This is a genomic window from Modicisalibacter sp. MOD 31.J (genome assembly GCF_020147985.1).
GTDB classification, from domain to species: Bacteria; Pseudomonadota; Gammaproteobacteria; order Pseudomonadales; family Halomonadaceae; genus Modicisalibacter; species Modicisalibacter coralii.
Genome location: NZ_JAGXFF010000004.1, coordinates 461,306 through 480,430, shown reverse-complemented (window position 1 = coordinate 480,430; position 19,125 = coordinate 461,306). Strand labels below are relative to the sequence as shown.

16 protein-coding genes are annotated in these 19,125 nt (G+C 68.0%); 10 read left to right on the top strand and 6 right to left on the bottom strand.

Annotated elements, in window-relative coordinates; translation table 11 throughout:
• Positions 1-81: 81 nt before the first annotated feature.
• Positions 82-1,803, bottom strand: a complete 1,722-nt coding sequence (locus KGR00_RS16175; RefSeq protein WP_129138754.1) for a bifunctional protein-serine/threonine kinase/phosphatase — start codon at positions 1,801-1,803, stop codon at positions 82-84.
• A 367-nt stretch (positions 1,804-2,170) separates the two neighbouring features.
• On the opposite strand from KGR00_RS16175, the gene KGR00_RS16170 reads away from it, so the two are divergent.
• Positions 2,171-3,025: an outer membrane protein OmpK gene (locus tag KGR00_RS16170; RefSeq protein WP_224424453.1), complete on the top strand. Its 855-nt coding sequence runs from the start codon at positions 2,171-2,173 to the stop codon at positions 3,023-3,025.
• 199 nt (positions 3,026-3,224) lie between these two features.
• Positions 3,225-3,755 (top strand): inorganic diphosphatase, encoded by a 531-nt coding sequence (gene ppa / locus KGR00_RS16165; protein WP_129138756.1) that lies wholly within the window; start codon positions 3,225-3,227, stop codon positions 3,753-3,755.
• Between the two features lie 289 nt (positions 3,756-4,044).
• Here ppa and KGR00_RS16160 read toward each other — a convergent pair whose 3' ends face one another.
• Positions 4,045-5,400 carry a DUF2333 family protein gene (locus KGR00_RS16160; protein ID WP_224419654.1) on the bottom strand — a complete coding sequence of 452 codons (1,356 nt, stop codon included), beginning with the start codon at positions 5,398-5,400 and terminating at the stop codon, positions 4,045-4,047.
• Positions 5,401-5,541: 141 nt separating this feature from the next.
• Here KGR00_RS16160 and dsbD point away from each other — a divergent pair, with 141 nt between their 5' ends.
• The 7 genes from dsbD to purH all read left to right on the top strand — a co-directional run bounded on the left by dsbD (position 5,542) and on the right by purH (position 13,893).
• Positions 5,542-7,476, top strand: a complete 1,935-nt coding sequence (gene dsbD, locus KGR00_RS16155; RefSeq protein WP_224419653.1) for a protein-disulfide reductase DsbD — start codon at positions 5,542-5,544, stop codon at positions 7,474-7,476.
• Between the two features lie 518 nt (positions 7,477-7,994).
• On the top strand, positions 7,995-8,474 hold the full coding sequence (accB, locus tag KGR00_RS16150; protein WP_129138758.1) for an acetyl-CoA carboxylase biotin carboxyl carrier protein: 480 nt from the start codon (positions 7,995-7,997) through the stop codon (positions 8,472-8,474).
• Between the two features lie 28 nt (positions 8,475-8,502).
• The gene (gene accC / locus KGR00_RS16145) at positions 8,503-9,843 is read left to right on the top strand and encodes an acetyl-CoA carboxylase biotin carboxylase subunit (RefSeq protein ID WP_129138759.1); all 1,341 of its coding nucleotides are present in this window, start codon (positions 8,503-8,505) and stop codon (positions 9,841-9,843) included.
• A 25-nt stretch (positions 9,844-9,868) separates the two neighbouring features.
• Entirely contained in the window at positions 9,869-10,774 is a 906-nt protein-coding gene (gene prmA, locus KGR00_RS16140; RefSeq protein ID WP_224419652.1) for a 50S ribosomal protein L11 methyltransferase, read from the top strand.
• A gap of 115 nt (positions 10,775-10,889) precedes the next feature.
• Positions 10,890-11,912, top strand: a complete 1,023-nt coding sequence (dusB, locus tag KGR00_RS16135) for a tRNA dihydrouridine synthase DusB (RefSeq protein ID WP_129138761.1) — start codon at positions 10,890-10,892, stop codon at positions 11,910-11,912.
• A complete protein-coding gene (gene fis, locus KGR00_RS16130; protein ID WP_224419651.1) occupies positions 11,909-12,208 on the top strand; it encodes a DNA-binding transcriptional regulator Fis in 300 nt (99 codons plus the stop codon). The genes dusB and fis overlap by 4 nt, the downstream gene beginning before the upstream one ends.
• A gap of 92 nt (positions 12,209-12,300) precedes the next feature.
• Positions 12,301-13,893, top strand: a complete 1,593-nt coding sequence (gene purH, locus KGR00_RS16125) for a bifunctional phosphoribosylaminoimidazolecarboxamide formyltransferase/IMP cyclohydrolase (RefSeq protein WP_224419650.1) — start codon at positions 12,301-12,303, stop codon at positions 13,891-13,893.
• A 172-nt stretch (positions 13,894-14,065) separates the two neighbouring features.
• On the opposite strand, the gene KGR00_RS16120 is transcribed toward purH, so the two are convergent.
• The 4 genes from KGR00_RS16120 to KGR00_RS16105 form a co-directional block, all read right to left on the bottom strand.
• A complete protein-coding gene (locus KGR00_RS16120) occupies positions 14,066-15,523 on the bottom strand; it encodes an NAD-dependent succinate-semialdehyde dehydrogenase (RefSeq protein WP_129138764.1) in 1,458 nt (485 codons plus the stop codon).
• A gap of 49 nt (positions 15,524-15,572) precedes the next feature.
• Positions 15,573-16,124 carry a DUF4190 domain-containing protein gene (locus tag KGR00_RS16115; protein ID WP_224419649.1) on the bottom strand — a complete coding sequence of 184 codons (552 nt, stop codon included), beginning with the start codon at positions 16,122-16,124 and terminating at the stop codon, positions 15,573-15,575.
• An 88-nt stretch (positions 16,125-16,212) separates the two neighbouring features.
• Entirely contained in the window at positions 16,213-17,196 is a 984-nt protein-coding gene (locus KGR00_RS16110) for a serine/threonine protein kinase (protein WP_224419893.1), read from the bottom strand.
• A gap of 55 nt (positions 17,197-17,251) precedes the next feature.
• Entirely contained in the window at positions 17,252-17,932 is a 681-nt protein-coding gene (locus KGR00_RS16105) for a ComF family protein (protein ID WP_224419648.1), read from the bottom strand.
• Positions 17,933-18,029: 97 nt separating this feature from the next.
• On the opposite strand from KGR00_RS16105, the gene bioB reads away from it, so the two are divergent.
• Positions 18,030-19,124 carry a biotin synthase BioB gene (bioB, locus tag KGR00_RS16100; protein ID WP_224419647.1) on the top strand — a complete coding sequence of 365 codons (1,095 nt, stop codon included), beginning with the start codon at positions 18,030-18,032 and terminating at the stop codon, positions 19,122-19,124.
• Position 19,125 lies beyond the last annotated feature (1 nt).

Below are 19,125 nucleotides of genomic sequence, written 5' to 3'. Positions count from 1 at the left end.
CCGCCCGCAAGTCACAAGACGCCCCGCTACTCAGCGGGGCGTCTTGGTTTGCGGTGCGGTTGGCTCGTAGCCCGTAGCGGATCATTTCAACAGCCAGGAAAGCACCAGCAGCAACAATAGAATCCCGGCAATCCCCTGCCACAGATTGGCCGGCTCGCGCAGCGCTCTGCCGCTGCCCTCGGCGGCCTGACGCCGGCGGGGATCGCGCAGCGCGACCAGAAACTCCGACAGGCGGCGAAAACGCAACGGACGCTGTGGATCGAGCGCGCGGCGCAGAGCCTCGTCGAGCGCCTCAGGCACTTGCGGATTGTCGAGCCGGGCGCTGCGATAGCGCATCTGCTCGAGGCCGGTGTGGCTGCGCAACTGGTGCGGCGCCTGGGCGTAGGGCGCCCGACCGGTGAGCAGCCAGTAGATGGTCGAGGCCAGCGAATACTGGTCGCTGCGCCGACCAACCTCGGTATCGAGGGCATACTCCGGGGCACTGTGCTCGCTGAGCCCCAGCTCCCGCGCCAGCTCGCGGGCCTTGTGCTCATCGCCATCGCGACGGAAGCAGGCGCCGAAGGCGGTCAGCACCACCTGGCCATGGGAATCGACCAGCACGGTGTCGGGCCGGATCTGCTGGTGCAGCACGTCGCGACGGTGCAGCGCCTGGACCGCCTTGGCCAGTTGCCGGGCGATGTCGAGCCGTTGCGCCAGGCTGGCCTGCGGATGGCGGCGCGCCCACTCGCTCAGCGTCTCGCCGTGCACCGGCTCGGTCAGGTAGTAGAGGTAACGGTGGGGGCGCGGCAGTTCGACCATGCGCGCGATGAACGGGGAGTTGACCCGATCCACCACCCACTGCTCGAGCAGGAAATGCTCGAGGTAGACGTTGCGGTTCGACAGTTCGGGGCTCGGCGTCTTGAGCGCCATGAGGCGCCCGCTGCGCTCGTCGCGAACCCGATAGATCCGCGACTTGGCGGTCCGCGACAGCACCTCGAGTACTTCCAGGCCGTCCAGACGATCGCCGACGCCGAGTTCCGGCGGCACGGGCAGGTGGCCGAACACCCGCTCGGGCTGTTCCTCGATGTTCTCCGACAGCCGGTCGATGCGCACCAGCTGAAAGCAGAACTGGTCGGCCCCGTAGCCCCGCTCCCCCGCGCGCTGCTGGGCGGCGGCGGCCAGGCGTTCGCAGGCGGCATCCAGGTCGCTGACGTCGGCACGGATCAACTGGACATAGTCCGACGGCATCAGCGTCCCGCGAACCGCACGCGTGGTGAACAGGAACAGATCGCCCTGCTTGAGGGGCAGCTTGGCATAGTCGATGTCGAGATTGCCGTCGAGGCCCAGCGCGCGCGAGGGATAGCGGTAGCCGCCGAGATCGGTGATGTGATCGCGGGAGAGCTGCTCGAATTCGGCGCCTCGCAGCCGGAAGACCAGCGTATCGCCCAGGTGGAAGACGTGGGCGTCCCGCCCGCGGAAGACGATCGCCGACAGCGAGCTGACGTAGCTGCCGCCCTCGATGTAGCTGCTCTGGCTGTAGCTCCAGCTGTTCAGTGCCCGCAGCACCCGGGTCGCCGAGGTCTTGACGTCCCAGTGCCCGGGGGTCGAATAGTAGTCGGTGAGAAACCCGCGCACGCTCAGATCGCCGGCCTGCTTGGCGATCGCGTTGCGCCAGATGGAATCGCTGATCAGGGCGCAGGCGCCCTTGCTACCCAGGGTCGACTCGTCCTCGGGAACGAGCACCGACATCGAACTCCGGTGACGCCGTCGCTCAGGGGCCACGAAGGCCTGACCGTAACTCAGGGACAACGCTTGTTCCGCCAACCGATCATTCTCCTTGCTGTTCCCGCGGCGCTCCATCATACACGCTCGCCGGTCATCGGCCATGCCACCATCGCCGCAGCGCAGCGTGCGTCCACGCCGCGGAGCCGCCCCCGTCGGCATCCCGTCATCATTCCCTCAGGGTTTTGTTTCCACCGACAACCTCATCCCTTTTGTGTTTTTGGAAACACGGCGGACAGCTCGTTGAGTCGATTTTTTCGGCGAAACTCGCCTCGGCTCGCTATTGACAGTCACACCAGTTTGTTATTTTAATCACATTTAAAATGTTATTTTATTAACAAAGCTGCGCCCGGCTACCTGCCGTTCGCCACAACAACCCCACAACAGCCACGAACGACACAGAGACCTCATGATGACGAGCAAGACGACCATCGCCTCGACGCTTCTGATCACCGCCGCCACGGCGGTCAGCGGCACCGCCATGGCCGCCGATTACTCCGGCGGCCTGCACGACAACGACAGCAAGTGGTTGAGCTTCAACCTGATGCACAGCGAGGACAACAGGCTCCCCTTCCGCAACGCACAGGACACCTACCTCGAGATGGAATTCGGCGGCCGCTCCGGGATCGTCGATCTCTACGGCTACGTCGACTTCTTCGACGTGCTCGACGACAGCAGCGACGACCAGTCGGAAGGCGACAACGTCTTCGCCAAGCTCGCCCCGCGCTTTTCGCTGGACGGCATCACCGGCCACGACCTTTCCGTGGGCCCGGTCCAGGAGTGGTATATCGCCACCGTCACCAACATCGGCGACAACGGTCCGGCCGGCGGACTGTGGGAACACTACGTGGGCCTGGGCTCCGATATCGATGTCCCCTGGTTCGGCACCATGGGGCTCAACCTGACGGCGCGCTACGTACGCGAGAACTATGGCGGTCCCGACGAAGGCTCCTGGGACGGCTACATGGCCTCGACCGACTGGTTCAAGCCCTTCTACACCTTCGGCAACGGCGACTTCATGGCCTACCAGGGCTATCTCGACTACAAGTTCGGCGCCGATACCGTCGGCAGCCAGCCGGGGCGCAGCAGCAACAGCCTGGAATGGTTCAACGGCATCTACTATCACAACCAGCGCTTCGCCATCGGCTACGGTCTGAAGATCTACAACAACATGGCCTTCTACGAGGACGGCTCGGAGGCCTCCGGGGTCAATCAGGACACGTCCGGCCCCGGGCACTACTTCAGCATCAACTATATGTTCTGACACCTCGCGACCCGGCCGCCGCGTCGAGCCCGACGTGGCGGCCTCCTGGCGCGCCCCGCCGCGTTTCCCCGATCGCCTCGCCGACCTCGTGCCGTCGTCCGTCCGGCCACCGACGCTGCCCGCGGCATGGCATTCGCCGGGGACAGTTCGTATAATCCGGCCAGCTTCCCTTCATCAAGCCAACCGCAAGGATTCGACGATGAGCTTCAACCAGATTCCCGCCGGCAAGGATCTGCCCAACGACGTCTACGTGGCGATCGAGATCCCGGCCAACCATGCGCCGATCAAGTACGAGATCGACAAGGACATGGATGCGCTGGTCGTCGATCGATTCATGGCCACGCCGATGTTCTACCCGGCCAACTACGGCTTCATCCCCCACACCCTGGCCGACGACGGCGACCCGCTCGACGCCCTGGTGGTGACACCGCATCCGGTGCAGCCCGGCAGCGTGATCCGCGCTCGTCCGGTCGGCGTGCTGAACATGACCGACGAGGCCGGCGAAGACGCCAAGCTGGTCTGCGTCCCGCACGGCAAGCTCACCGCTCTCTATGACGAGGTCGAGGAAGTCACCGACCTGCCCGAGCTGCTGCGCCAGCAGATCGCCCATTTCTTCGAGAACTACAAGGACCTCGAGAAGGGCAAGTGGGTCAAGGTGGAATCCTGGGACAACGCCGATGCCGCCCGCAAGGCGATCGAAAAGGCCGTGGCCGCCTACGAAAAGCAGTGAGAACGCATTTACGAACCCTCTGATGATGGGCGCCGGGGGCAGGACAAAGCGAGGGTCCTTTGCCATGGCCGGAAAATGTTCCTTTCCATTCCGGCATTCCCGCCATCCATGGCGGTCAGATAGCAAAGGTAGCGCCCAGGGAGGGGTTTACAGCGCCCTCGCGACGTCCTGCCGCCGGAGAAGCCCACGCCACCTACCGGTTGTGAAAGACGTTTAAGCCGGCCACTCCGCCTACGTCAACGGGCCGCCCCTCGGGGCGGCCCGTTGCGTATCGGGGTCCCTCGCCGCGTCAGTGGGACGCGGCAGCCTCTTCCTGAGCGTCGTCACTCGCGGCGTCTGTCGCCTGGGCGCCTTGGGGCGCCTGAGCGTGGCCGCCCGAGTCGTCCGCGGACGCCTGGCCCTGCGTCGTCTCGTCCGCTTCGGCCTGGCCGGCTGCCGCCGATTCGGCCGACGACGCCCCGGGCTGACTCTCGGCGGACTGGCCATCGGCCGCCTGACCCTCGCCATCGGTCGCCCGACCCTCGGCAGACTGGCCATCGGCCGTCTGGCCATCGGCCGTCTGGCCGGCGGCAGACTGGCTTGCGGTCGACGGTTGCTCGCTGCCCTGCCCCGTATCGGCCGGGGACGCCGAGGCCGGGGCCGAAGTGGATGGCACCTGTACGCCACGCAACTGACCGGCAAGATCCCGCGACAGGTCGGCGACGACCTTGGTGTGATTGGCGAGCACCAGCGAGTGGTTGGCGAAGATCCCGAAGCCCGATCCGTTGAGGATCACCGGGCTCCAGACACGCCGCTGGGCCAGCTCCAGCTCGGCGATCAGACGCTCGAGATGGCCGTCGGCGTCGGCCTTGGCGAACAGGTCGGCATAGTCGCGCCGGGCCGCCCTGAGCAGTTGGGTGAGCGCCCAGGCCTCGCCGCGTGCCTCATAGAAGGTATCGTCGATGCGGAACCAGGGCGTCGACTCGGGCAGGTCGTCTTCGTCCACGCCCAGTTCCCGCAGCGCTTCGGGATCGTCGGCGTTGGCCAGCAGGTGCTGCGTCTCGCGCCGGAAACGCTGAGAGACCTGGAGCAGCCAGTCGGCCAGCCCGTCACCCTCGGCGACGAAGCCACTGCCGTCGTGACCCAGGTTACCCTGCAGGCCCTGCAGTGCGCCCAACGCCTTGGCATAGCTGCGCTCCGCCGCCGGGTAGAGCCAGTCCTCGCTATCGGTACCCAACTCGGCCTGGATGGTCTTCAACGCCGGCGACGGCCCACCATTCAGCGCCGGCAGCGCCCGGGTCAGGGTTCGCGTCTGCTCCAGCACGCCGTATTCCCAGCTCGGCATGTTGTCGAGCCAGACGCCCGGCGGAAAGACATCGTTGTGCAGGAAGCCGCCCGGCTTGTCGAGCAGCGTCTCGACGGTGGCCGCCAGGGTCGCGACCATGACCGCCCCGCGCGCCGCCGGTGCCGTTTCGTTGCCTGCCTCCTGAACCGCCACCACCTGGGCGATGTCGATATCGGCGGGACGCCGGCTCCACCAGATCCCCAGCCCCAGACAGACGATCAGATAGAGCACCACCAGCACCAGCAGCGGCTTCCAGATCCAGCCGTACTCCGGGCGCTCGAGTACCTCGGTGCGACGCTTGCGGTTGCGAAATAAAGCCATGTCCAGACGTCCTTGGGCGTGACGATTGAGAATTGGGCCGACTCGCAGAGTATCCTATCATGCTCCGTCTGGCGCTCATCGCCAGCCACTCAACGCCCCGCTCGCTCTCGCAAGCGGCACGTGCCCGAGGAATCTCGTTCGATGCGTCATCGGTTGTCGTTGTCACTCTCGCTGCTGCTCTTGCTGCTGCTCGCCCTCCCCGCCCAGGCCGGCTTGTTCGACGACAACGCATCGCCTGGCGACGCCGAGACCTTTCTGCCGGTTCACCAGGCCTTCCAGGCCAGCGCCTGGCGTGACGACGACACCCTCTACGTGGGCTTTGCCAACGCCGATGGCTACTATCTCTACCGCCACCGTTTCGCCGTGGCCAGCGCCACCCCGGAGGTAACGTTCGGCGAACCGCGTCTGCCGGCGGGCAAGTTCAAGCACGACGACTACCTCGGCGATGCCCACGTCTTCTATCACCAGGTGGTCCTCACCATCCCCCTCGACGGCGATGTCGCCGACGACACGGCGGTCTCCGCCCGGATCACCTTCCAGGGCTGCGCCGACGCCGGGCTCTGCTACCCGCCGGAGACGCTCACCCTCGAGGCGCTCCCCGGCTCGCCCCCGGGCCGCTTCGCCGCGGCGGTCGACGACGCCACCCTGCCCTTGTCGGCGCAACCGGCCCCATCGACCGGCAGCACCGCCTCGATGAGCAACGACGCCGCCTCTCGTTCCAGCGTAGCGGCCGCTGCCGCCAGCGACAGCCCCCGCAGCGAGGATGGCCACTTCAGCGCCCTGTTGCGCCAGGCATCGGTGCCGACGGTGCTGGGGCTGTTCTTCCTCGCCGGCGTGGGGCTGACCTTCACGCCCTGCGTCCTGCCGATGCTGCCGATCCTCGCCGCGATCATCGTCGGACGCGGCGCGAGCCGCGGCCGCGCACTGGCCCTGTCGGGCAGCTATGTCGCCGGCATGGCGGTGACCTACGCCCTGGTCGGCGTCCTCATGGGCCTGTTCGGTGCCGGGCTCAATCTGCAGGCCCGTCTGCAATCGCCCTGGGTGCTGGTGCCCTTCGCCGCGCTGTTCGTGCTCTTCGCCCTGGCGATGTTCGGCACCTTCGAGCTGCGTCTGGCGCCGGGACTGGCCCAGCGCGTCGACGGCTGGCAGCAGCGTCTGCAGCGCAGCGGTCCGCTGGGCCTGGCGCTCGCCGGCGCGCTGTCGGTGGTAGTGGTCTCGCCCTGCGTCTCCGCGCCGCTGGCCGGGGCGATGGTCTTCATGGCCTCCACCGGCGATGCCCTGCTGGGCGGCCTGGCGTTGCTCGCGCTGGGGCTGGGCATGGGCGTGCCGCTGTTGCTGGTCGGGGCCTTCGGCGGCACCTTTCTGCCCCGGGCCGGTGCCTGGATGAACGGCATCAAGACCGCCTTCGGCCTGCTGCTGCTGGGCGTGGCGATCTGGCTGGTCGAGCGCTTGCTGCCGGGGCCGCTGACCCTGCTGCTGTGGAGCGCGCTGGCCATGGGCACGGCACTGGCCCTGGGGGCCCTGACCCCCGGGCAGCCCCCGGGCTGGCCCCGCCTGCGTCAGTTGGCCGGCCTGTTGCTGCTGGGCTGGGGGCTGGCGCTGATCCTCGGCGCGGCCCAGGGCGGCAGCGACCCGCTACGCCCCCTGGCCCGGCAGGACGGCGCCGGCGCGAGGAGCGCCGCCAACGACCTGGCCTTCGTGCGAGTGACCGATCTCGCCGGCCTCGAGCGCGAACTCGACCGTGCCGCCAGGCTCGGCCAGCCCGCCTTCGTCGACGTCACCGCCGACTGGTGCATATCCTGCCGGATCATGGAACGCGAGGTCTTCCCGGCCCCGAGCGTGGCCGCCCGACTCGCCGACTATCACCGGATTCGCGCCGACGTCACCGACACCGGCCCCGAGACCCGGGCCCTGCTCGACCGCTTCGGCCTGTTCGGCCCCCCGGGCCTGCTCTTCTTCCGCGACGGCAGGGAACTCGGATCGGCCAGGATCCAGGGCGAAGTCGATGCCGAGGCACTCTCCCGCCACCTTCGCCGCCTGGCCGGATCCGCCCCGAAAGCCACCCCGGCGTCGTGACGTCCGGGGCGATCAGAAACGCTGTTCACGGCTGGCTGGACATGGCCGGCGTTTTTCGGCAAACTCCGCCGACACCGGCTTAATTGACGTGCAGATGCGGGATCGTGCAACAACCTGCGGTGATCTGAGCAAATTTCGAACAGGTTAACAGCGCCTTTCAAGGACCTCGCCATGGCTCGACTCCTGGCACTCCACGGCCCCGACCTTCCGGGGCCCCGAGACCCCGACGACCCTGGCTCCATCGCACGCGACGCCACCGATCGGCACGCCGGCACGCGCTTGCCGCGTGAGCGCATCGCCCTGAGCGGCGCCGCCATCCCGTTCGTCGAAGCCTCCGCTCCCCTGCCCGTTCGCGAATCCCGTTATCGCCACGCCCGTCTTTACAACGTGGCCGCGAACACGCTGGCCGGATACGTGGCCGCCGACGCCGGACGGCCAGCGCACACCGCCCGGCACCGATTCGTCCAGCACCGGCATTCACCAACGCCCAGACTCACTCACCATCGAGAGAACCCGACATGGATATTCGCAAGGTCAAGAAACTGATCGAGCTGCTCGAGGAATCCAACATCAGCGAGATCGAGATTCAGGAAGGCGAGGAATCGGTTCGCATCAGCCGTCATCCCAACGGCGCACCGGCAGCGCAGCCGACGATGCCGCCGGCCCACTGGGGCCATGCCCCGGCGGCGTATCCCGCCCCGACCGGCGGCCATGCCGCGCCCGCCGAGAGCGACGCCGAGGCCCCGGCGCCCGCCCAGCCCACCGGCCATGCCGTGACCTCGCCGATGGTCGGCACCTTCTACCGTGCCCCGGCCCCCGGCGCCAAGCCGTTCGTCGAAGTCGGCCAGAGCGTCAAGAAGGGCGAAACCATCTGTATCGTCGAAGCCATGAAGATGATGAACCAGATCGAGGCCGACAAGGACGGCGTGATCGAGGCGATCCTGGTCGAGGACGGCGAGCCGGTCGAATTCGACCAGCCGATGCTGCTCATCTCCTGATTCATTCGACAACTTGGCGGATCACATCATGTTGGAAAAGGTACTCATCGCCAACCGCGGCGAGATCGCCCTGCGCATCCTGCGCGCCTGCAAGGAGCTGGGCATCCGCACCGTGGCGGTTCACTCCAAGGCCGACCGTGAACTGATGCACGTACGCCTGGCCGACGAGGCCGTGTGCATCGGCCCGGCCTCCTCGGCCCAGTCCTATCTCAACATCCCGGCGCTGATCAGCGCCGCCGAGGTCACCGACGCCAGCGCCATCCATCCCGGCTACGGCTTTCTCTCCGAGAACGCCAACTTCGCCGAACAGGTCGAGCGCTCGGGCTTCGTCTTCGTCGGCCCGCGCGCCGAGACCATTCGCCTGATGGGCGACAAGGTCAGCGCCATCGAGGCGATGAAGAAGGCCGGCGTGCCCACCGTGCCCGGCTCCGACGGCCCGCTGCCCGACGACGACGAGGCGATGCTGGCCACGGCGCGACGCATCGGCTACCCGGTGATCATCAAGGCGGCGGCCGGCGGCGGCGGGCGCGGCATGCGTGTGGTGCATACCGAGTCCAACCTGCTCTCCGCGGTCAGCGTGACCCAGACCGAAGCCAAGAACGCCTTCGGCGACGGCACCGTGTACATGGAGAAATTCCTCGAGCAGCCGCGCCACGTCGAGGTCCAGGTGCTCGCCGACGGCCAGGGCAACGCCATCCATCTCTACGACCGCGACTGCTCGCTGCAGCGCCGTCACCAGAAGGTGCTCGAGGAAGCCCCGGCCCCGCAGATCGACCCCGAGGCGCGCGCCCAGGTGCTCAAGGCGTGTACCGACGCCTGTCTCGAGATCGGCTACCGCGGCGCCGGCACCTTCGAATTCCTCTACGAGAAGGGCCAGTTCTTCTTCATCGAGATGAACACCCGCGTGCAGGTCGAGCACCCGGTCACCGAGATGGTCACCGGCGTCGACATCGTCAAGCAGCAACTGCTGATCGCCTCGGGCCAGCCGCTGTCGATCCGTCAGTCGGACATCGAGGTCAAGGGCCACGCCTTCGAGTGCCGGATCAACGCCGAGGATGCCCGCACCTTCATGCCCTCCCCGGGCAAGGTCGACCTTTACCACGCGCCCGGCGGTCTCGGCGTGCGCATGGACTCGCACCTGTATACCGGCTACAGCGTACCGCCCTACTACGACTCGCTGATCGGCAAGCTGATCACCTGGGGCGCCGACCGCACCAACGCCCTGACGCGCATGCGCAACGCCCTCGACGAACTGCTGGTGGAAGGCATCAAGACCAACATCGACCTGCAGAAGGACTTGGTTCGCGACAGCGCCTTCCAGCAGGGCGGCGTCAACATCCACTACCTGGAAAAGAAACTCGGCGGCTAAGCCGGCTGCCCCCAAGGAGAGTTCCATGCCCTGGCTGCAACTCAAGGCACGCATCGCACCGGCACAGGCCGAGACACTCGAGGACCTGCTGCTCGCCGAGGGTGCCCAGGCGATCACCCTTCAGGACGCCCACGACGATCCGGTCTTCGAGCCCGAGCGTGGCAGCACGCCGCTGTGGCAGGAGACCGTGCTCACCGGGCTCTACGACGATCTCGAGGGTATCGAGGCGATGCTCGAGCGCGTTCGCCAGGGCTGGGCGATGGAGATGGGCGACGAGCCCTGCCCCGAGGTCGAGTACGAACTGCTCGCCGACCGCGACTGGGAGCGCGAGTGGATGGACGGCTTCGAGCCGTTGCGCATGGGCGAGCGGCTGTGGATCGTGCCCAGCTGGCACGAGGCGCCGGACGCCGATGCCGTCAACCTGCGCCTCGATCCGGGACTGGCCTTCGGCACCGGCACCCACCCCACCACCGCGCTGTGCCTGGGCTGGCTCGATGGGCTGAGCGTCGACGGAGAACTCGACGGTCGCCGGGTGCTCGACGTCGGCTGCGGCTCGGGCATCCTGGCGATCGCCGCCCTCAAGCTGGGCGCAAGCGCCGCGACGGGCAGTGACATCGACCCCCAGGCGCTGCTGGCGAGCCGCGACAATGCCGAGCGCAACGCCATCGACGAGGACGCTCTGGCACTGCATTTGCCCGAGGCGGTGCCCGCGGAGCGCTTCGCGATCGTGCTCGCCAACATCCTCGCCGGCCCGCTCGTCGAGCTGGCCTCGACCATCGCCGGCCATGTCGCGCCCGGCGGCCGCCTGGCCCTGTCGGGCATCCTCGAGCACCAGGCCGACGAGGTGCTCGACGCTTACCGCGCCGAGGGGCTGACCATGGACGAACCCCGCACTCGCGACGGCTGGGTGCTGCTCACCGGCCGCCGCTGACGCCTCGACGGCCGGTCGCGTTGCCCGCGGTCACGACGACGTTGGCAACGCGGCCTTCAATCTGCGCCGGCAGGTGAGTATCATAGGCGGCCCCTTTGCCGAGACCCCGATCACGATGCCAGCCACCGCCAGCGTCGAACCACCCGCTATTGGCCCCTACCGGTTGCCCAACCGGGTCATTCTGGCGCCCATGGCCGGGGTCACCGACCGGCCGTTCCGTCAGCTCTGCCGCCGGCTCGGCGCCGGCCTGGTGGTCTCCGAGATGGTCACCGCCGACCCCAGCCTGTGGCACACCCGCAAGTCGCGCCAGCGCCTCGATCATCGCGGCGAGCCCGGGCCACGCAGCGTGCAGATCGCCGGCGGCGACGCCCGAATGCTCGCCGAGGCGGCGCGGCTCAACGCCGAACGCGGCGCCCAGATCATCGACATCAACATGGGCTGCCCGGCCAAGAAGGTGTGCAACAAGGCCGCCGGCTCGGCGCTGCTGCGCGACGAACGACTGGTCGCGGAGATCCTCGAGGCGGTGGTCGCCGCGGTGGACGTCCCGGTGACCCTGAAGATTCGTACCGGCTGGTGCGACCGGACCCGCAACGGCGAGCGCGTGGCACGCCTGGCCGAAGAGGCCGGCATCCGTGCGCTGGCAGTCCACGGGCGCACCCGCGAGCAGCGTTATGGCGGGCGTGCCGAATACGACACCATTGCCGCGATCAAGGCCGCGGTCGGCATCCCGGTCTTCGCCAACGGCGACGTCGATTCCCCGCACAAGGCCGCCGAGGTTCTCGACTATACTGGTGCGGATGCCGTGATGGTCGGCCGCGGCGCCCAGGGCAACCCCTGGATCTTTCGCCAGATCGACCACTTCCTGCGCACCGGAGAGACCCTGGCCATGCCGTGCAGCGCCGAGCAGCGCGCCGTCATGGGCGGCCATCTCGATGCCCTGCACGGCTTTTACGGCGATGTCATGGGCGTGAGGATCGCGCGCAAGCATATCGGCTGGTATCTGGGCGACCGGGACGATGCCAAGGCTCTGCGCAAGCGTTTCAACGTTCTCGAGACACCGGATGCGCAGAAGCGTTTCGTGGATGAACTGTTCCGCCAGGCCCCCGAGCCGGCAACCGATGGAATCAGCGCAGCATGACCAGCAGGCAAGCCATTACCCCCGAACAAACGGCGTACGAGGAGCCGCTCGCCACCAGTCTGCCCCGCGGGCAGACGCTGCGCGAGGCCGTCGACGACGCCATACATCGCTACTTCGCCCATCTCGAGGGCGAAACGGTGACCGACCTCTACGCCATGGTCATGGCCGAGGTCGAAGCCCCCTTGCTCAGCGCCGTGCTCGAGTACGCCGGCGGCAACCAGACCCGCGCCGCCGACATGCTGGGCCTGAATCGCGGCACCCTGCGCAAGAAGCTCAAGCACTACGACCTCATCTGAACCGATCGTACCGGGGAGTCTCTTGATTCCCCGGCGTCATTTTCACGACCGCAATCTGTCGCCCAGTGCGACCCCCTTCAAGAGTGACAGCCATGGCCGAACAACCCTCCCAGCCCCGCCCCCTGCCGGTGCGCCGCGCCCTGATCAGCGTCTCGGACAAGACCGGCATCGTCGATTTCGCCCGGCGTCTCGCCGACCAGGGCGTCGCCCTGCTCTCCACCGGCGGGACCTACCGGCTGCTCAGGGAGAACGACGTCGCGGTCGACGAGGTCTCCGAGCACACCGGCTTCCCGGAAATCATGGACGGCCGGGTCAAGACCCTGCACCCCAGGATCCACGGCGGGATTCTGGGTCGCCGCGGTCAGGACGACGCGGTGATGGCCGAGCATGACATCGCGCCCATCGACATGGTGGTGGTCAACCTCTACCCGTTCGCCCAGACCGTCGCCCGGCCCGACTGCACCCTGGAAGACGCCATCGAGAACATCGACATCGGCGGCCCGACCATGGTCCGTGCCTGCGCCAAGAATCACGCCTACACCAGCATCGTCGTCGATGCCGGCGACTACGCCCGGGTGCTCGACGAGATGGCCGCCAACCAGGGCGCGGTGAGCGACGCCCTGCGCTTCGATCTGGCGGTGAAGGCGTTCGAGCATACCGCCGGTTACGATGCGGCGATCGCCGACTACCTGGGCCAGCGCGTCGCGGGCGGCGAACCCGGCTTCCCGCGCACCTACAATGTGCAGTTCCAGAAGAAGCAGTCGATGCGCTACGGCGAGAACCCGCATCAGCGTGCCGCCTTCTACGTCGAGGCCGACGCCAGCGAGGCGAGCGTGGCCACGGCGGTCCAGCGTCAGGGCAAGGAGCTTTCCTACAACAACGTCGCCGACACCGATGCCGCCTTCGAGTGCGTCAAGGCCTTCACCGATACCGCCTGCGTGATCGTCAAGCACGCCAACCCCTGCGGCGTGGCCGTGGCCGACACTCCTCTGGCGGCCTACGACAAGGCCTTCGCCACCGACCCGACCAGCGCCTTCGGCGGCATCATCGCCTTCAACCGCCCACTGGACGCCGACACCGCCCGGGCGATCGTCGACCGCCAGTTCGTCGAGGTGATCATCGCTCCCGGGATCAGCGACGAGGCCGCCGCCATCGTCGCCGAGAAGAAGAACGTGCGCCTGCTCGACGTCGGCGATAGCTGGCCCGGCGAGCGCGAGCATGCCCACGACTTCAAGCGCGTCACCGGCGGGCTGCTGGTCCAGGATCGCGACCTGGGCATGGTCGGCCGCGACGAGCTGCAGGTGGTAACCGAGCGCGCGCCCAGCGAGCAGGAAATGCGCGACCTGGCGTTCGCCTGGAAGGTCGCCAAGTACGTCAAGTCCAACGCCATCGTCTACGCCAGCCACGGCCGGACCATCGGCGTCGGCGCCGGCCAGATGAGCCGCGTCTACTCGGCCCGCATCGCCGGCATCAAGGCCGCCGACGAAGGCCTCGAGGTCCCCGGCTCGGTGATGGCCTCGGACGCCTTCTTCCCCTTCCGCGACGGCATCGACGCCGCCGCCGAGGCCGGCATCACCGCGGTCATCCAGCCCGGCGGCTCGATGCGCGACCAGGAAGTGATCGACGCCGCCAACGAGGCGGGGATCGCCATGGTGTTTACCGGGATGCGTCACTTCCGCCACTGACGCAGGCGCCTGCGGCGAGCTGTAAGCTGTAAGCTGTAAGCTGTAAGCTGTAAGCTGTAAGCTGTAAGCACAGCGTAGTGGCGGCACTCATCGAAAAACCCTATCGGTCATGACCGATGGGGTTTTTCGTTTCTCACGCCGCTTAAGGCTTACAGCTCCGGGCGAAGCCCGGTCAGCCCAGATCGATGCACAGATACTTGGTCTCGAGGAACTCCTCGAGGCCCTGATGGCCACCCTCACGGCCCAGGCCGGACTCCTTGACCCCGCCGAAGGGCGCGGCGGCGTTGGAGATCAGCCCGGTATTGACGCCGACGATGCCGTACTCCAGCGCCTCGCCGACGCGCCAGACCTGGCCCAGATCGCGGGAGTAGAAGTAGGCAGCCAGGCCGAACGGCGTGTCGTTGGCCATCGCCACGGCGTCTTCCTCGTCGTCGAAGGGGAAGACCGCGGCCAACGGCCCGAAGGTCTCCTCGGACGCGACCCGCATGTCGCCGTTGGCCTGGTTGACCAGCGTCGGGGTGAAGAAGTTGCCGCCCAGCGGGTGCGGATGGCCGCCCAGCAGCAGTTCCGCGCCCTTGTCGACGGCGTCGCGGATGTGCGTGCTGACCTTCTCCACGGCGTTCTGATCGATCAGCGGGCCGATGTTGACGCCCTCCTGGGTGCCATCGCCGACATGCAGGTCGCTGTTCATCGCCGCGGCCATCTTCTCGCAGAAGGCGTTGACCACACTCGACTGCACAAGGAAGCGGTTGACGCACACACAGGTCTGGCCGGCGTTGCGGAACTTGGAGGCCATGGCGCCCTCCACCGCGGCGTCGAGGTCGGCATCCTCGAAGACGATGAACGGCGCATTGCCGCCCAGTTCCAGCGAGATCTTCTGGATGTGCTCGGCAGCCTGCTGCATCAGCTTACGGCCCACCTCGGTCGAGCCGGTGAAGGTGATCTTGCGCACCAGCGGCGACTCGGTCAGGGTGCCGGCGATCTCGCCGGCGGAGCCGGAAACCACGTTGAACACCCCGCGCGGCACGCCGGCGCGCTCGGCGAGCAACGCCATGGCGGTGGCCGAGAACGGCGTCTGGCTGGCCGGCTTGACCACCGTCGTGCACCCCGCCGCCAGTGCCGCGCCGACCTTGCGGGTGATCATCGCCGCCGGAAAATTCCAGGGCGTGATCGCCCCGACCACGCCCACGGGCTGCTTGGTGACCAGAATGCGCTGGTTGCTCTTGGCCGCCGGCACGGTCTCGCCGTAGATTCGCCGCGCCTCCTCGGCGAACCAGCGCAGAAAGCTCGCCGCGTAGACGATCTCGCCGGCCGCCTCCTTGAGCGGCTTGCCCTGCTCGAGGGTCATGATGCGCGCCAGCTCGTCCTGATGCTCCAGCATCAGGTCGTACCACTTCATCAGGATGTCGGCACGCTCCTGGGCGGTATGCGCGCGCCAGGCGGGCAGCGCGGCATCGGCGGCCTCGATGGCACGCTGGGTCTCGGCACGGCCCATGCGCGGCATCCTGCCGATGGTCTCGCCCGTCGCCGGGTTGTCGACCTCGATCTGCTCGCCGCTATCGGCCGCCACCCAACTGCCGTCGATATAGGCGAAGGGGCGAAACAGCGGGCTGTCCTGCAGAGATTCCATGGTGTTCTCCTTCCATAGGGGCGCCCGCACGGACGAGCGCCCCGGACTGTCACCCGGGACTGGCACCGGGCACGACGTGGGTTTGCGACTGATCGAATGACACTGGCCTGCCCGGCGCCGCCGTCGGCGCTTCCACCAGCAAGGATAGCGCAGCCACGACGATGGCGAGGGTGAGCGCGCCCCAGCACAGGCCACGGCCCTTGTAACGCCGTGGCGCACGACGAATCTGCCACAGGCCGAGCAGGGCGGAGAGGCCCGCGACGAGGGCGAACGCCGGGGCGAGACGATCGAAGAACAGGCCGAGGATCGCGACGCCGACGGCGACCACGGCCGGATGCGCGTAGCGCGGGGCCGAGGTCGGCGTGGTACTCGCCCCGGCCGCGGGGACGGAGGCCCGCGGTCGGGCCCGCTGCTGGGGCTCGGGACGGTTCATGACCTGCACGGCACGGGCCTCGCGGACGTCGAAACGCACCGCGATACCCGGGCCCGGCAGGCCGCGACCGCGCCATTCCGGCAGCCCGAACGTGAAGCGCTGCCCTTTCGGGGTCTCGATGACGCCCGCCTGGGTCGTGTCGTCGAAGGCGATGATGTCGCCGTCCAAGGCTCCCTCCCACCCGATGGCTAGGGTTCCATGCTAAGCGTTTCGCCGCGACGACACCAACAAGGGCCGCCGGTGTCCGCCGGCCGCATCAGGCGAGCCAGCGCGGCGACTCCAGGGCCAGACGCTGCTGCTCCAGGGTGCGGATATGCTGATCCCAGTAATCCTCGCTGGCCACCCAGGGGAAGGCGCGCGGAAACGCCGGGTCTTCCCAGCGCGCCACCAGCCAGGCGCTGTGGCGAATCAGGCGCAGCGTGCGCAGGGCCTCGATCCAGCCGAGCTGGCGGCGGTCGAAGTCGTGGTATTGCTCGTAACCTTCGAGCAGTTCCGAAAGCTGCATCTGCCACTCAGGCTCGCTCTGGGCGGTGAGCATCATCCACAGATCCTGCACGGCCGGCGCCATGCAGCAGTCGTCGAAATCGACCAGCGCGAAGTGCTCGTCGCGGCCGAGAATGTTGCCCAGGTGACAGTCGCCGTGGACGCGGATGGCGGCATCGCCCGACCAGGTATCCCGTGCCAGGGCCTTTTCCAGCGCCTCGTTGATACGCAGATAGGCCTGACGCTGGCGGCGGTTCAGCCAGCCACCGGCGAGCACCTGCTCGCGACTGCGGGCCGCCATGGCGACCGGCTCCACCACCGGGCGCTCACGGAAGGCAGCGCGACGGGAGACCGCATGCACACGCCCGATCAGCTCGCCCAGCGCGAACAGATGCGCCGGGTTCTCGAGCTCCGGGGCCTGGCCGGGGACGTGGGGGAACAGCGCCAGCCGGAAGCCCTCGAAATGGTGGAGGCTCTCGCCGCGCGCATCGCGCCAGGGGGCGGCCACCGGCACGTCTGCCTCAGCCAGTTCGAAGAGCAGCGCGTGTTCCTCGTGGATCTGTGCATCGCTCCAGCGCCCGGGCCGGTAGAACTTGACCACCCAGCGGCGTCGCTCGTCGTCGTGAAGCAGAAAGACCCGGTTCTCGTAGCTGTTCAGCGCGAAGGGTTCGCCGGGCAGGAAGAACCCCAGCGACTCGACGGCGGCGACGATGCGTTGCGGGGAGAGCGTATCGAACGGGTGCGGGTCGGAGACCATGAGCGCGTCCTTGGCAAGCGATGCCCGCATGCTAGCAGATCGCCCGACCTCGGCGTCACCCGATCAACGGGGTGCGGGCCGCCGCCCAGGCCTCGATGCGTTGCGCCCCGGCATCGCGACAGACGCGCGCCAGGGCATCCAGCGAGGCGCCGGTGGTCATCACGTCGTCGACCAGGGCCAGGTGCGCGGGCAGACGTCGGTCGACGGCGAACGCCCCGCGCAGGTTGCGCTGTCGGGCCCGGCGGTCCAGGCCGCGCTGTGTCGGGGTGGCTTTCACGCGGCGGGCACAATACCAGGGGATCCCCAACTGCCGGGACAGGCGTGCCGCCAGCCAGGGAGCGGTATCGAAGCCCGTCTCCCGGGCACGCTGACGATGCCGCGGCAACGCCACCAGCAACGTCGGCATGTCCGCCCGCTCGAGCCCGACCAACGACTCGACCATCAGCGCCACCAGCAGGGTCCCGGCGCGCGGCTCGGCCGAGAACTTGAAGCGATGTACCAAGGCAGCCACTTCGTGCTCGTAGCGCAGCGCGACCCGCGCCTCGCCGAAGGCCGGCGGGGCCTTCAGGCAGTGCCCGCACAGCGGGGCGGCATGTTCCGGCAGCGGCTCGGCGCACTGCCGGCAGGCATGGCGATTCCACGGCAGCGCTCTCAGGCAGGCCGGGCACCAGGGCGTCTCCGGCGGGCACGGGCCGAGGCAGAAGGCACAGGGCCCGGGAAGTGTCTGGCGCAGCAACTTGTCAACTTTTAGAAAAGCTTTAGTTGACAAGCGTCCAGCCCAAGAGGTTAACCTTCCGGTTTCCATAACGTTCACCAATCGCGACGACCCCGCCATGCCCGTGACCGCCCCCGCCGTTCGCCACGACTGGACCCTCGACGAGATCGAGGCGCTGTTCGCCCTGCCCTTCAACGACCTGCTGTGGCAGGCCCAGCGGATCCATCGACAGTGCTTCACGCCCAATACCGTGCAGGTCTCGACGCTGCTGTCGATCAAGACCGGCGCCTGCCCGGAGGACTGCAAGTACTGCCCTCAGTCGGGACACTACAACACCCGGCTCGACAAGGAGAAACTCCTCGAGATCGAGGAAGTGGTCGAGCAGGCGCGTGCCGCCCGCGACGCCGGGGCCAGCCGCTTCTGCATGGGTGCCGCCTGGCGCCGCCCGCGTGAACGCGACCTCGACGTGGTGCTGGAAATGGTCCGGCGGGTCAAGGCCCTGGGGCTGGAGACCTGCATGACGCTGGGCATGCTCGACGACGACCAGGCCGACCGGCTCGCCGAGGCCGGGCTCGATTACTACAACCACAATCTGGATACCTCGCCGGAATTCTACGGCGAGATCATCACCACCCGCACCTACGCCGATCGCCTGGAGACCCTGGCCAACGTGCGCCAGGCCGGCATGAAGGTCTGCAGCGGCGGCATCCTCGGGCTGGGCGAAGGGCCCCGCGATCGTGCCGGGCTTCTGCAGCAGCTCGCCAATCTCGAGCCGCATCCCGAATCGGTACCCATCAATCAACTGGTCAAGGTGCCCGGCACGCCACTGGAAGATGCCGAGGATCTCGACCCGCTGGTCTTCGTGCGCGCCATCGCCGTGGCCCGCATCCTCATGCCCTACAGCCACGTGCGCCTGTCCGCCGGGCGCGAGACGATGAGCGATTCGACCCAGGCGCTGGCCTTTCTCGCCGGTGCCAACTCGATCTTCTACGGCGACAAGCTGCTGACCACCGACAACCCCCAGGTCGATCGCGACCGCCGACTGTTCGACCGGCTCGGGCTGGCCCCGGAAACCCGCGAGACCACGCTCGCCGACGAACACCGCCTGGCGGCACGCACCGATGCCGCCCTGGCCGACACCGCAAACGCCACCGCCGCCCCCCTCTACCACGATGCGGCAGTGCCCCGGTCCGCCCCCGCCCGGGTCGGCTAGG